The sequence below is a fragment of the Rhizobacter sp. P2_G4 genome (assembly GCF_056403575.1).
This window is the reverse complement of sequence record NZ_JBFUFG010000006.1, coordinates 98170-112326: the sequence shown is the minus strand read 5'-3', so window position 1 is coordinate 112326 and position 14157 is coordinate 98170. Positions and strand designations below refer to the sequence as shown.

The following is a 14157-nucleotide window of genomic DNA, read 5'->3' as shown; positions in this document are numbered from 1 at the left end:
GCCGCCCCGCGGTGCGGCGGCGCGTCAGCCTTCGGAATCCGCGTCGGGCGCCCCTGCCCCTCGCAACGCGTCGATCACTGTTCGCAGCGCACGCGATGGGTGGCGCCGGCTGGTGTAGTAGGCGTGCAACCCCGGAAAGCTCGGGCACCAGTCCGCCATGACTTGCTGCAGCCGCCCTGCGTCGATGTGCGGCTGCGTCATGTCTTCGGGAAGGAATGTCACGCCGTTGCCACTGAGTGCCGCATAGAGCATGTGATAGGCGCTGGTGAACGTGGCTTGACCGCTGACTCGCGCCTCGATGCGCCGGTCTCCCTGTTCAAGCTCCCACGCATACAACCCGCCGCTGGTGACCAGCCGCAGCGTGATGCAGTTGTGGCGCAACAGGTCCTGCGGGTTCGTCGGCACGCCGTGTTTGCGGAAGTAGGACGGGGCTGCGACGATGGTCATGGGCTCGTCGCGCGTCAGGCGCACGGCGACCATGTCCTGCTGGAGCTGGTCACCCCAGCGGATGCCGATGTCAAAGCGCTCGGCGGCAATGTCGACCATGCGGTAGTCGGTGCTGATCTCGACCTTGAGGTCGGGGTACTTGTCGAGCACGGGGGCGATGCGCGGCCACACCACCGAATCGACCACGTGATCGATGGCCGTGATGCGGATGGTGCCGGCCACCTTCTCGCCGAGCTCGCTCACGGCAGCGATTTCCGTTTCGATCTCTTCCAACCGAGGAGACAGCGACTGCACCAGGCGCTCGCCCGCTTCGGTGGCCGATACGCTGCGGGTGGTGCGCGTGAGCAATCGCACGCCCAGCCGCGTCTCCAGCGAGCGCACCGAATGGCTCAGTGCGGACTGCGACACGCCCAGCTTGGCGGCGGCGCGCGTGAAGCTGCGCTCACGCGCCACCGCCAGAAAATCCAGAATCTCGTTGATGTTCTCTCGCATCGCCCGCTCCTTCGAGTGCGTGCGAGTGTAGGTCTCGCACCGGGTCGCCAGGCCATTGAGTAGACGGCGCTAAACGCGCTGTCATTCATGAGCTCACCTCATGGGCCCATGCCATTCCAGGTGATCCGTGCAGCGTGGCACTGCCTAGCATTCCGTCATGCATCGAGATCTCGAAACCACTCCCCAATCCGCGCGCGCCGCATGGAGCGCCATCGGCTCCATGACGATGTGCGTCGCGCTGCTCATCGCATCCGAATTCATGCCGGTCAGCCTGCTGACGCCGATCGCTCACGACCTCGGCGCCACCGAAGGGTTGGCCGGGCAGGCCATCTCCATCTCCGGGTTGTTTGCCGTGGTGACGAGCCTGCTGATCGCAACCGTCTCCGGGCGGATGGACCGACGCCACGTGCTGACTGGCTTGACCGCGACGATGCTCGTCTCGCTTGCGTTGATCGCCACCGCACCGAACTTCAGCTTCCTGATGGTGGCGCGTGCCCTGCTCGGTATCACCATCGGCGGATTCTGGTCCTTGTCGACTGCCACCATCGTGCGCCTCGTTCCGGCGAATGCGGTGCCGAAGGCGCTGGGTGTCTTGTACATGGGCAACGCCGCGGCAACGGCGTTTGCGGCCCCGCTGGGAAGCTACCTGGGCGGCCTCATCGGATGGCGAGGCGTCTTCTGGGCACTGGTGCCCCTGGCTGCGGTCACGATGGTCTGGCAGTGGGTCAGCCTGCCGTCGATGAGGTCGACCGAGCGTGTTCCCGCAGGGCGGGTGCTCGCGCTGCTGCGCCGGCCCAACGTCGCCCGCGCGATGGCTGGCGTCATGCTGACCTTCGGTGGCGCGTTCGCCGCCTTCACTTACCTCCGGCCTTTTCTCGAGAACCGCGTGCAGGCCACCTTGCCCCAGCTCTCGCTCCTGCTGCTGGCGCTCGGCTCGGCGGGCTTCGTGGGCACGTATGCCGCGAGCGCTCTGCTGAACCGGCACCTGTATCGCTTGCTCAAGGGCCTGCCGCTGGCACTGGGTGTCGTGACGATCGGCATGCTGCTCGCCGGACATCAGCTCTGGGCCCTGGCACTGCTGATGTTCGCCTGGGGTGCCTTGAATGCGGCCATCCCCGTGTCGTGGTTCAACTGGCTCACGCAAGGCATCCGCGACGAGCCTGAAGCAGGCGGTGGCCTCATGGTCGCCGCGATCCAGTTGGCCATCATGCTCGGCGCAGGTTTCGGCGGCTTGCTGCTCGATCACTTCTCGATCGTCGCCACGATGGTGGGCGGCGCCGCGCTGATGGCCTTCGGTGCCATGGCCATCGGCACCGGCCGCCGCCTCTTGCCCTCGACACCATGAGGCACCCCATGCGCATCACCGCCCGCGTGGCACTCCACGCACTCCTCTGCTCGGCGCTCCTGCTCGCGCAAGCTGCTGTACGGGCAGCATCACCGCCCGACTCAGCCGCACCCATGAAGCCGCAGAACATCAAGTCCATCCGCATCAGGATCACGCATGGCACATCGGCGTTCGCCGCCACGCTGGAAGGCTCACCAACGGCGGCCAACTTCGCCTCGATGCTGCCACTGTCACTGACGCTGGAAGACTATGCCTCGCAAGAGAAGATGGTCTCGCTGCCACGCAAGTTGACAACGACAGGTGCACCCCCAGGTGCCGCTCCCGTGGTGGCCGACATCGCCTACTACGCACCCTGGAACAACCTGGTCATCTACTACCGAGACGCACCCTACGCGAAAGGCGTGATCCGCCTCGGCCGCATGGACGGTGGGGTGTCTGCATGGGCCAAAGAAGGCTCGATGAAAGTGCGCATCGAGCGCGTCGAGAACTGAGCCTCTCAGAACGACGCTCGACCTGTCCAACCATCAAGCAATGAAGCCCGATTGATGAGTCAGCCTCATAGGCGCTTGCCGCCCCAGCCGACTAGTCCAAGCCCCTGCCAACACCCAGAATTCTTCTTAGTTTCAAGCCACCCTCAACCCTCACCCCTCAACACCAGCGAGAACATTCATGCGCCTCACAACCACACTCCGCCGAGCTTCCATCGTCTTTGCAGCACCTGCCCTGATTGCCACGGTCTTGGCCCTGCCCACGACCTCTGTCGCACAGGAGAACACAGCATTCCGCCAGTACCAGTGCACGGTGCTCGGCGACAACGCCGCCTGCCCTGCTTCATACGCGGTGTCGGCAACTCGGACCGAAGTGCAAGTGGTCCCCGGCCCCCATGCGCTGTACCGGATGCACCTGGGACAGGACGCGAGCGACGCCATCGAGGCCGCACGCGCCTCAGGTGAGCAGCCAGCCTGGCGCACCGTCCGCATCACCACCCGCCAGTTCACGCCCAAGGAAGCGCACGAGCGTCATCTGGGTCTCCTCAGCGCTTCGTCAGAAACGCAGCAGATCCTGGCCGAAGTGCCTGTCGAAGCCGATGCCGTGCGAGCGTGCATCGCAGCTGAAGCAACGGCAAACTGAGTTGAATCTCCCGCTGCACATCCGCAGCGATAACCCCAGGTAATCGCGCCGCCGAGCGCGTTATCGCCTTGTATCAACATCGTCAGACTTCGGTAATGTCTTGGCAACGATGCAATGCAATCCTCGCGTCAACGTCGCCTGGGGTTCGTTGATGCGTTGCGAGCAGCGCTGTTTGCATCGTCCTTGATCCCCTGCGCGCGAAGAAGCCGACCCCGTTTCTGGCCGGTCGGCCCATCGTGTCTTCAGTACCACTGAGAGGGGATTTCATGACAACTCGTTTCCTGTTCATCGTCTGGTTCGCGCTTGCGAGCTTTGTCTCCGGATGCGGCGGCAACAGCGACTCGGACAGCAGTTCGACAGCCACCGTGCCGACGATCACCACGCAGCCCACGTCGCAAAGCGTGACCGAGGGCGCAAGCGTGAGCTTCACAGTGGTCGCCGATGGCACCGCAACGCTGACGTACCAGTGGCGCAAGGGCGGCACGTCGATCAGCGGCGCCACCTCGGCCACCTACAGCATCAGCGCCACGGCATCCAGCGATGCCGGCAGCTACGACGTGGTCGTCAGCAACAGCGCCGGCAGCGTGACCAGTTCCGCGGCAACGCTCACGGTCACCTCGGCCACCGGCGCGCCGACGATCACGACGCAACCGACCTCGCAGTCGGTGGCCGTGGGCGCCAGCGCCACCTTCACCGTGGTGGCCACCGGAACCAGCACGCTGAGCTACCAATGGCGCAAGGACGGCACCGCCGTCTCGGGGGCGACCTCGGCCAGCTACGCGATCAGCACGGTGGCCAGCTCGGACGCCGGCAGCTATGACGTCGTGGTGACCAACTCGATCGGCTCGGCCACCAGCAGTGCGGCCACCTTGACGGTGACGACGACCACCAGCTCCACGCTGAGCGCCGACGTGACCACCGCCGCGAGCACGTTCTACAACACGCTGAGCAGCACGCAGCAGTCCACCGTGCAGTTGTCGTGGAGCCTCGACACTGCGCGCAAGTGGTCCAACCTGCCAGCGCAGCTGGTCGCGCGCAACGGCGTCACCTGGGGCAGCCTGAGCACCGCCCAGAAGACCGCTGCCCGCACGATGATCGCCACGGCGCTCAGTTCGGCTGGCAACACCCTGCACATCGGCATGCAGGCGGCTGACGACTACCTCGCCGCCAACGGTGGCGGCACCAGCAGCTACGGCAACAGCTACTTCTACATTGCCTTCCTCGGCACGCCGTCGGCCACCGACTTCTGGATGCTGCAGCTGACGGGCCACCACCTCACCTACAACATCGCCTTCAACGGCAGCTACAAGTCGCCGACGCCGCTGTTCCTGGGCGTCGAACCCAAGGGCTCGTTCAGGCAGGACGGCACCACCTACGACCCGATGGAAGCGCAGCGCACGGCGATGTCCAACCTTGGCGCGTCGCTCACCTCGTATTCGAGCGCGAAGCTCTCCGGCACCTACAGCGACATCCTGTTCGGCGCCAACGGCTCGGGCAACATCGACGGCACCTGCCCGCGCAGCTACTCCAGCGTCACCGAGCACGGCCTGCTGTACTCCAGCCTGTCGTCGACCGACCAGGCGCTGGTGCAGGCCGCCATCAAGGCCTACGTGAACACGCAAGCCACCGAGTACGCGGACGACCTGCTGGGCACCTACCTCAGCGACACCTCGCTGRCTTCGACCTACGTGGCGTATTCGGGCAGCGGCACCGTCACCACCAACGGCAACTACTTCCGCATCGAAGGCCCACGTGTGTGGATCGAGTTCTCAGTGCAGAAGGGCGTGATCTTCAGCAGCGACATCCACTACCACACGATCTGGCGCGACAAGTACGCCGACTACGGTGGCAAGTGCATCAGCTGAGCTCGGCATGCGAAGCCTGCGCGCCGCGCTGATCGGCCTGTTGTTCGGGCTGTGGGCCGCGCTCGCCGCGGCCCACCCCATGCCCGAGAGTCGGGTCTGGATCGACACCACACCGGCGGGCCTGCAGCTGACGCTGCAGCTGCCGCTGAATCGGCTGGAGTTCGCCTTCGGCCAGCCGCTGGCCGAGCATGCCGACACGGTGTTGACGCAACACGGCGAGGCCCTGTCACGCTACCTGTTGCAGCACGTCGGTGCGCGCAGCGGCAATGACGGCTGGCAGGCGCTGCGTCCCCAGCTCAAGGTCGTGGGCAGCGATGCGTCGGCCGAGCTCGAGGCCGTGCTCGAGCTGCGCGCACCGGCCGGTGCCGACAAGCGATCGCCCACGCTGCTCTACGACGTGGTCACGCACGAGGTCCGCACGCACCGCGTGCAGGTCTTCCTGCGCAAGGACTGGGCGGGCGGCTTCGTCGGCGAGGCCCCCCTGCCGCTGGGCGAGCTGCACTACGGCCAGTCCAGCCTGCCCATCCCGCTGGAGGAAGCGCGCGCCGGCTCCAGCCTGCTGCGCCTCGTGAAAGGCGGCGCGGTGCACATCGCCGAAGGAACGGATCACCTGCTGTTCCTGCTGATGCTGGTCATCGTCGCGCCGCTGAGCGTGCGCGCGGGTCGTTGGGATGCCGTGCGCCCGGTGCGTTCTGCGCTCCGGCAACTCTCGCTCGTCGTGACGGCCTTCACCCTCGGGCATTCGCTGACCTTGGGCCTGGGCAGCAGCGGTTGGCTGTCGCCGCCGTCGCAGCCGGTGGAGGTCGCCGTGGCGGCGTCGATCGCCTTCGCTGCGGTGCACGCGTTCCGGCCGCTGTTCGCCGCCGGCGAGGTGGTGATGGCGCTCGGGTTCGGGCTGGTGCACGGCTTCGCGTTCTCGGCCAGCTTGTCGGGTGCAGGCCTCACGGCCTGGCAGCACGCGCAGGCGCTGCTGGCGTTCAACGTCGGCATTGAGGCAATGCAGCTGGTCGTCGTGCTGGCCGTGATGCCGCCGCTGTTGATGCTGAGCCGCTCGAGCCCTGCGTTCTACGCGACCTTTCGGCGCGCTGCTTCGGTCGCGGCCTTTGCGCTGGCCGCGGTGTGGATTGCAGACAGGGCCGGTGTCGCCTCGTTCAGCACGGTGTCAGGGTTCGACCACCCGGCGGTGACGCTTGTGTTGCTCCCCGGCTTGCTGTGGCTGGCGGCGTTGGCCTCGTACAGCCGGCACCGGCTGAGCAACGCGAGTCCGCGAGTCAGTGAGGTGTGAACGCGGCTCCGAGCCGCATGCCGCGATTGGAGATTCATCAGCCAGACCAAGACCCAGAATAAGATCGGCGCCGCTCTCAATTCACGAACGCCACCGATGCCTGAATTTCTTCTGGATCCGCAAACCTGGATCGCATTCGCCACGCTCACCGCCCTTGAGCTGGTGCTCGGCATCGACAACATCATCTTCATCTCGATTCTTGTCGACAAGCTGGACCCCGTTCAACGCGAGCGCGCGCGCCGGCTCGGGCTCTTCATGGCGATGTTCATGCGCGTCGGGCTGCTACTGGTGCTGTCGTGGATCATGGGGCTGGTCACGCCGCTGGTCACGGTGGCAGGGCACGAGATCTCGGGGCGAGACCTGATCCTGATCGCCGGCGGACTGTTCCTCATCTACAAAAGCGTCGGCGAGATCCACCAGTCGCTCGAGGGCGAGACCGGTCATGCATCGGGTGCGGTGAAAGCGACGTTCTCGGCGGTGGTTCTTCAGATCCTGATCGTCGACCTGGTGTTCTCTCTCGACTCGATCATCACCGCCGTGGGCATGGTCGACCGCATCGAAGTGATGATCGCCGCCGTGCTGGCATCTGTGGGCCTGATGATGCTGTTCGCCAATGCGATCGGGCGTTTCGTATCCGCCCATCCAACGATCAAGATGCTCGCGCTGTCGTTCCTGGTCGTCGTCGGCGTGGTGCTGATTGCCGAAGGCTTCGACCAGCACGTTCCGAAAGGCTACGTGTACTTTGCGATGGCGTTCTCTCTGGGCGTGGAGCTGCTGAACATCCGCACGCGAAAGAAGTCGCAGAAGCCCACGGTGCTGCACTCACCCTATGTGCCGGACGAGAAGTAGYCATCAGCCACGCGTGAAGCGGCGGCTCGATGCCTGACTACTGAGTCGGCTGGCGGCACCTGAGCCGCGAGGTAATGCGAGATGAGGGGCGTACCTCAGGGAATGTCCCAGCAGCGCTGTGCCGCGCTGGTCAGGCCAAATCGTCGACCGCGGCGTGATCATTTGCGACGGCGCCGAGTCTGGAGCTTCATCGCTTATGACCTCGACCACCAGCTCTCCTCTGATGCTCGTCACCGGCGCCACCGGCAAGGTGGGCCGCACCTTCATCGCTCACTTGCTAGGCGAGGCCGCGTTTTCCCACTGGCGAGTGCGCGCGCTGTGCCACCAGCGAGCCATGCCCGAGCACGAGCGAGTGGAGTCGGTGTTCGGCGCAATCCAGGACCGCGACGCCGTACGGCATGCCCTCGCCGGTGTCTCGCACGTGCTGCACCTGGCCACCAGCAAGGAGACGCCCGACGACGCGATGGATGTGTCGGTCAAGGGGCTGTTCTGGTTGCTGGAGGGTTGTCGCACGAGTTCGACGTTCCGCCAGTTCATCCTGATCGGCGGCGATGCGTCTGTCGGGCACTTCCACTATCCGCACCCGGTGCCAGTGGTCGAGACGCAGCCGCACAGCGCCTACCCCGGCTGCTATGCGCTGTCGAAGGTGCTCGAGGAAACGATGCTGCAGCAATACTACCTGCAGTACGACCTCAACGGCTGCTGCCTGCGCGCGCCCTGGATCATGGAGAAGGACGACCTGCGCTATCACCTGAGCTTCGGCCCCGATGTGTTCGGCGGGCCACGCTGGTGTGACCTGGTCGGCGAAGAGGCTGCGGCCGAGTACGCGGCTCGCGGTGCGATCCCCGTGCTGCTCGATCAGGCGGGTGCCGGCTTGTTGCGCAACTTCGTGCACGTGGACGATCTGGTCGCTGCGATTCTCGCGGCGATCGACGAGCCGCGCGCACGCCAGCAGCTCATGAACATCTGCATGAACGAGCCGGTCGACTACGTGCGCCTGGGCGATCACCTCAATCGCACGCGGGGCTGCCCGCTGGTGCCGATCCGCGAGCGCTATCACTCGACCTGGCTCGACAACAGCAAGGCGCGTTTTCTGCTGCGCTGGCGGCCACGCTACGACATGGAGCGCCTGGCCGATGCGGCCTGGGACTACGAGCGCGCGGCCGACGATCCGCGCCACATCTGGTACCCGGGCTGACTTCTCCCCAGCAGATGGAGCCCCACCATCTGCTTGACCGCCTTGCGGCGGACTCGCTCACTCGTTGATGTTGCGCGCGCGCAGGCGATCGAACAGCACGGCGATGACGATGAAGCTGCCGACAAAGGTGCCTTGCCAGAAGGTGCTGATGCCCAGCAGCGTGAGGCTGTTGCGGATCACCTCGATCAGCGCCGCGCCGATCACCCCGCCAAACGCGGTACCGATGCCGCCCGACAAATTGGCACCGCCGATCACGGCCGCCGCAATCACCGACAGTTCCATGCCCTGCCCAAGGCCGGTGGTGATCGTGCCGAGCCAGCCGACCTCGAGAATCCCAGCCAGCCCGGCGCACAGTGCGCACACCATGTACACGCTGACCTTGATCACCTTGACCGGCACGCCGTTCACGACGGCCGCGCGCTCATTGCCGCCGATCGCGAAGAGGTAGCGCCCCCACCGCGTCCAGCGGAACGTCAGGCTGGCGATCACCAGCAGCACCAACAGGAAGACGAGTGGGTTCGGCACCCGGATCGAGTCGACGAAGGGCAGCGCCAATTCGACGAAGCCGCCGCCCAGCGTCAGCAGTGCCGGCTGGTCCGGGCCGAACGAGTAGACCATCCGGTTGTTCGAAAGCACCATCGCCAGGCTGCGCGCGATCGACAGCATTCCCAGGGTCACGACAAAGGGCGGCACGCCGACATAGGCGATCAACACGCCATTGAAGGCACCGACGACCAACGCAGCGGCGAGCGCCAGCGGCACGGCAAGCCAGATCGACATGCCAGCGTTCATCGTCATGCCGACCACCATGCCCGACAGCACGAGCACCGCACCGACGGACAAATCGATGCCACCGATGATGATCACCGCGGTCATGCCGATCGCGATGATCCCGACGAACGCAAAGTTGCGCGTGACGTTGAACAGGTTCTGCTGCGTGGCGAACACATCGCTGGCCAGCGTCAGCGAAACGAAGGCCAGCAACGCGGCCACCGACACCCAGAAGGTCTGCTGGCCGACGAGCCAAGAGAACCAGTGGCGATGTGTCCGCTTGCCGATCGCCTGTTCGAGAGTGACTTCCATGATGGGAGGGCTTTGGTCGTGGGAGGGTCGATGGGTCAGGCCGTCGCGTCTCAGGCCGTCGCAATGGCGCCAGTGATGAGGCCGGTGACCTCTTCAGGAGAACTTTGCGCGATGGCTTTGTCCGCTACCTTCTCGCCGCGGCGCAGCACGACCACTCGGTCGGCCACCGAGAACACATCGGGCATGCGGTGGCTGATCAGCACCACCGCGATCTGGTGCTCGCGCAAGCGGCGGATGAGGCTCAGGACCTCGGCCACCTGGCGCACGCTGATGGCTGCTGTCGGCTCGTCCATCAAAACGATCTTCGGGTCCGACAGCCGCGTGCGCGCGATCGCCACGGCCTGGCGCTGGCCGCCCGACATGCGGCGCACCATGTCGCGCGGCCGCGTCTCCGACTTCAGCTCGGCGAACAGCTCGCCCGCGCGCTGGAACATCGTGCGGTAGTCGATCCAGCGGATGGGGCCGAACCCGCGCATCAGCTCGCGGCCAAGAAACACGTTTTCGGCTGCGGTGAGGTTGTCGCAGAGCGCCAGGTCCTGGTAGACGATCTCGACGCCTTGGCCACGCGCGTCAGACGGCTTGTGAAAGTGCACCGCCTGCCCCTGCATCGTCATGGTGCCGGCGCTGGGCGGGAAGTTGCCCGCGATGATCTTGACCAGCGTGGACTTGCCCGCGCCGTTGTCCCCCATCAGCCCGACGACCTCGCCGGCCCGAAGGGTCAGCGAGACGTCGGTCAACGCGCGGATCGCTCCAAAGTGCTTCGAGACACCCGAAAGTTCCAGGATCGCCATGCTGCGTCGGGTCCTTCGTTCAGTGGTGACCAGCGGCGCCCTTTGGCGCCCGTCGGCGAATGGCACGCGTCCTTTGCGCGTGTCATTCGTCCATTCGCATTACTTCGCCGGGCACTTGCCGAGGTTGGCCGGAGTGCACTCGTCCAGCCCCGTGTAAAGCGGATCGGCTGGCTTCTTTCCATTGATGAGGTCGATCAGCACCGCCGGCGCGCGGTGACCCATCTCAAACGGGCGCTGGCCGATCTGCGCGTGGCTGCGCCCGGCCTTGAGCGCATCGAGCTGCGGCGGCAGCGTGTCTCCGGCGATGATGATCATCTCCTTGGACTTGAGCCTGGGCATCACCTGGTCGGTGACCTGCGCGTAGGCCTGCGGGCCGAATTGCGCCCAGCCACCGATCAAGATGAAGGCGTCGAGCTTGGGGTTCTTCGTGAACACGTCAGCCATCTGCTGGTTGGCCAGGTCGATCTGGTCGTTGGTGAACAGCGGGCAACCCTCGATCTCGGTCCAGCCGCTGTCGCCCTTCAGCCGGTCGACTCCCTTCTTGCCGCTGATCGTGTCGCGAAAGCCGGCGGCGCGCGCGTTGATGTTGTCGGCGGCGGGGTTGCCCAGCTGCAGGCACACGCTGCCACCCTTCGGCTTGAGCTGCTTTAGGTGCTTGGCCATCAGCACGCCCATGTCGTAGTTGTTGGTACCGAGGTAGGTCTTGCGCAACGCGCGGTCCGCCGCGGTGAGGTCGGCGTCGATCGTCATGATCGGCATCTTCGGTTGCTTGGCCTTGAGCATGTTGGCCATGGCCGGCGCGTTGGACGGCGAGATCGCGATGCCGGCCACGCCCTTGTTGATCAAGTCCTCGACGATCTGTACCTCACCGGCCTCATCGGCGCTCGAGGCTGGGCCGGTGTAGAGGCAGGTGTACTCCGACTTCGGGTTTTCCTTGTTCCACAGCGCACAGCCGTCGCCGAGCACGGTGAAGAACGGGTTGTCGAGTCCCTTGACCACCACGGCCAGCGTCTTCTTCTGGGCCTGGGCCAGGTTCGGTCCAGCCACCAAGAGCGCGGCCAGCGCCACACCCACCCACTTCAGAAAAGCCTTGTTCATATCGCTGCTCCTGTCAGTCGCGCCATGCGCGTCGCATCGGTTTGCCCGGACTACTGACTGCCTTTGCCGCGAACACCTCAACGGCCTGCCTTGCTTCTTCCGCGCCGCTCTCGGCGGCCCCGCACGTCACGTCACCGGGTGCTGCGATGCAATGGCTGAATGCCGCCAACGCATCGTGATCGAGATTGTGAGGTGCGCACCTCAGCATGGCGCTGGTGGTTTCCCGCAGGTCTTCCTCGCGGCTGCGCCGGCGCGAAGCGCCCCGTACGCCGCTGGTAATGCCGCCCGATCGCGGCCCTCGACATCCGCCCATCGGTCACGCATCGTGTCCGCCTCGTGCCTGTCGTCCGGGGGCATTGTTCGAGATCGTTTCCATCGGTTTGCCGGGCGTGCGAGTCCTGAGTTACGCACCTCAATCTGTATGATGATTGCGATGTCCGACGCCAAACGCACCAGCTTGCACGACGTGGCTGATGCCGCCGGCGTCAGCCTCGCCACCGTGGATCGCGTGCTGCACGGTCGCGCGGGAGTGCGCCCGCGCACCGTCGCCCATGTGCAGGCCGTGGTGGAGCGACTGGGCTACAGGCCGGACCCCTCCGCCGCGCGCCTGGCGCGAAAAAGCCGTGCGCGGTTGGTGTTCGTCTTGCCCTCGGGCACGAACACATTCGTCGACATGATCGACCGCCAGGTGCATGCGTTGATGCCCTGGCTCGCCGAGCAGCGCGCCACGGCGACGATCCAGCGGGCCGACGTCTTCTCGGCGGAAACGCTGGCGCATCACCTCGCTGGCCTGCGCGATCGCTGCGACGCGGTGGTCGTCATGGGAGTCGACCACCCGTTGGTGCGCGCGGCGATCGACGATCTCGTTGCGCACGACATCGTTGTGCTCACGCTGGTGTCGGACGTACCCGCGTCCCGACGCAGCCGCTTCATCGGCATCGACAACGTGACCGCGGGCCGCACCGCCGCATCCTTGCTCGGCCGCTTCATCGGGCCGCGAGCAGGCAGCGTCGGCATCGTCATGGGCAGCAGGGCACTGCGTGACCACGCCGAGCGCCTCTTCGGCTTCGAGCAGGTCATGGCGGCCGAGTACGGCCACCTGCGGCTGCTGCCGGTGATCGAAGGTCACGATTCATCGAGCCGCACCGATCCGCTCGTGAGCGGGCTGCTGCAGCACGAAGCCGATCTCGCGGGCCTCTACAGCATCGGCGCCGGCAATCGGGGCATCCAGGCGGCGCTCGAGCGCAGCGGGCGCGCGACGAGCATCGTCTGGATTTGCCACGAACTCACCGCCCATGCCCGCAAGGCCTTGCTGACGAGCGTGGCCGACGCGGTGATCAACCAGGATGCCGGCCATGAAGTTCGCTCGGCGTGCCGCCTGGCCTTGGCCGCGCTGTCCGGAGAGCGCGTTCTGCCGGATCAGGAACGTATCGGCGTGGACATCTTCCTGCGCGACAACCTGCCTTGACGGGGCCGCGCGTCCCGCGCTCTACAGCCTTGCTCAGCTCGTCGATTCAACGGCCTCCGGCACTTTGGCGGAGGCTGGCTCGGGCGCTGTAAGCCGGGTCTTGACCAGTTCGCGGCGCTTGCGGAATTCGGTGTATTCCTGGTCCGCCAACACGCCGATCAGGATCACCGAGCCACTCACTGCGAAATTCAGGGACGAAGGGATGCCCAGAAGGTTGACGAGGTTCTGCAGGATCTGAAGCAGGATGGTGCCCAGCACCACACCGACGATCGACCCTTCCCCACCACGCAGCGAGAAGCCCCCCAGCACCGCGGCCGCGATCGCATACAGCTCGTAGAAGTTGCCGTGCGAGCTCGGCAGGATCGAGCGCGTGTACATGGCAAGGAAGATCGATGCCAGGGCCGTCAGCACGGCGCAGATGACATACGCAGCGATGACCACGCGGTCGGTGCGAATGCCGGAAAAGCGCGCCGCCTCCTCGTTCTTGCCCACGGCATAAAGGTACCGACCGAAAACGGATCGGTGCAACACCACCCACATCACCGCCGCCAGCAGCAGCATCAAGAAGAACGAGTGGGGGATCGAAATGGACGTCATCGCGCCGCCGGTGGCCAGGGCCAGCAGATCGGTACGCCCTGTGGTGATGAACTCGAGTGTCTCGAACCGCACGCCGAAGGGAAAGCCGGCCGTGGCATCTTGGGTGTAGAAGCGGGCGATGCCGCGGTAGATCAGCAGCCCGCAGAGCGTCACGACAAAAGGCTGCATGCGCTTCTTCGTGATGAGCAGCCCGTGGCAGAGGCCAAGGATGACGCCGATCACCAGCACGATGGGGACGGCCAGCGGCCACGGAACGCCGAGATTGGCGATGAGGTCGATGAAGATCACGCCGAGCAGCGCGATCATCGAGCCGACTGACAGCTCGATGCCGCCGGTGATGATGACAAAGGCCTGCGCGATCGAGAACATGCCGAACAGCCCGACAAGGTTGGCGGTGTTGGCGATGTTGATCGGCGACAGGAAGAGCGGGTTGATGAGCGCGACGACCGCACCCACCACCATGATCAGAACGAAGAGCCCGGTGTCTTTCTTGAGATTCAGCATGGGA

At 65.5% G+C, this 14157-nt stretch carries 13 protein-coding genes; 8 read left to right on the top strand and 5 right to left on the bottom strand.

Features of this window, described 5'->3' with window-relative positions:
- Positions 1 to 24: 24 nt before the first annotated feature.
- Positions 25 to 939, bottom strand: a complete 915-nt coding sequence (locus tag AC1DYS_RS21420) for a LysR family transcriptional regulator (protein WP_477902894.1) — start codon at positions 937 to 939, stop codon at positions 25 to 27.
- 157 nt (positions 940 to 1096) lie between these two features.
- Here AC1DYS_RS21420 and AC1DYS_RS21415 point away from each other — a divergent pair, with 157 nt between their 5' ends.
- From AC1DYS_RS21415 to AC1DYS_RS21385, 7 genes are all read left to right on the top strand, one after another.
- Positions 1097 to 2284 carry an MFS transporter gene (locus AC1DYS_RS21415; RefSeq protein WP_477902892.1) on the top strand — a complete coding sequence of 396 codons (1188 nt, stop codon included), beginning with the start codon at positions 1097 to 1099 and terminating at the stop codon, positions 2282 to 2284.
- Positions 2285 to 2292: 8 nt separating this feature from the next.
- Positions 2293 to 2775: a cyclophilin-like fold protein gene (locus AC1DYS_RS21410; protein WP_477902890.1), complete on the top strand. Its 483-nt coding sequence runs from the start codon at positions 2293 to 2295 to the stop codon at positions 2773 to 2775.
- Between the two features lie 178 nt (positions 2776 to 2953).
- Entirely contained in the window at positions 2954 to 3415 is a 462-nt protein-coding gene (locus tag AC1DYS_RS21405; RefSeq protein WP_477902888.1) for a hypothetical protein, read from the top strand.
- A gap of 266 nt (positions 3416 to 3681) precedes the next feature.
- Positions 3682 to 5280: a DUF3500 domain-containing protein gene (locus tag AC1DYS_RS21400; RefSeq protein ID WP_477902886.1), complete on the top strand. Its 1599-nt coding sequence runs from the start codon at positions 3682 to 3684 to the stop codon at positions 5278 to 5280.
- A 7-nt stretch (positions 5281 to 5287) separates the two neighbouring features.
- Positions 5288 to 6565 (top strand): HupE/UreJ family protein, encoded by a 1278-nt coding sequence (locus tag AC1DYS_RS21395; protein ID WP_477902884.1) that lies wholly within the window; start codon positions 5288 to 5290, stop codon positions 6563 to 6565.
- A 96-nt stretch (positions 6566 to 6661) separates the two neighbouring features.
- Entirely contained in the window at positions 6662 to 7414 is a 753-nt protein-coding gene (locus AC1DYS_RS21390) for a TerC family protein (protein WP_477902882.1), read from the top strand.
- Positions 7415 to 7610: 196 nt separating this feature from the next.
- Positions 7611 to 8612, top strand: a complete 1002-nt coding sequence (locus tag AC1DYS_RS21385) for an NAD-dependent epimerase/dehydratase family protein (RefSeq protein WP_477902880.1) — start codon at positions 7611 to 7613, stop codon at positions 8610 to 8612.
- Between the two features lie 57 nt (positions 8613 to 8669).
- On the opposite strand, the gene AC1DYS_RS21380 is transcribed toward AC1DYS_RS21385, so the two are convergent.
- The 3 genes from AC1DYS_RS21380 to AC1DYS_RS21370 form a co-directional block, all read right to left on the bottom strand.
- Positions 8670 to 9695: an ABC transporter permease gene (locus AC1DYS_RS21380; RefSeq protein ID WP_477902878.1), complete on the bottom strand. Its 1026-nt coding sequence runs from the start codon at positions 9693 to 9695 to the stop codon at positions 8670 to 8672.
- A gap of 50 nt (positions 9696 to 9745) precedes the next feature.
- On the bottom strand, positions 9746 to 10486 hold the full coding sequence (locus tag AC1DYS_RS21375; protein WP_047483412.1) for an ATP-binding cassette domain-containing protein: 741 nt from the start codon (positions 10484 to 10486) through the stop codon (positions 9746 to 9748).
- 99 nt (positions 10487 to 10585) lie between these two features.
- Positions 10586 to 11584, bottom strand: a complete 999-nt coding sequence (locus tag AC1DYS_RS21370) for a sugar-binding protein (RefSeq protein ID WP_477902875.1) — start codon at positions 11582 to 11584, stop codon at positions 10586 to 10588.
- Here AC1DYS_RS21370 and AC1DYS_RS21365 point away from each other — a divergent pair.
- Positions 11577 to 13052 (top strand): LacI family DNA-binding transcriptional regulator, encoded by a 1476-nt coding sequence (locus AC1DYS_RS21365; RefSeq protein ID WP_477902873.1) that lies wholly within the window; start codon positions 11577 to 11579, stop codon positions 13050 to 13052. The genes AC1DYS_RS21370 and AC1DYS_RS21365 overlap by 8 nt on opposite strands.
- A gap of 33 nt (positions 13053 to 13085) precedes the next feature.
- Here the strand turns inward: AC1DYS_RS21365 and AC1DYS_RS21360 are convergent, their stop codons facing one another.
- Positions 13086 to 14153, bottom strand: a complete 1068-nt coding sequence (locus tag AC1DYS_RS21360; RefSeq protein ID WP_477902871.1) for an ABC transporter permease — start codon at positions 14151 to 14153, stop codon at positions 13086 to 13088.
- Between the last annotated feature and the right edge of the window lie 4 nt (positions 14154 to 14157).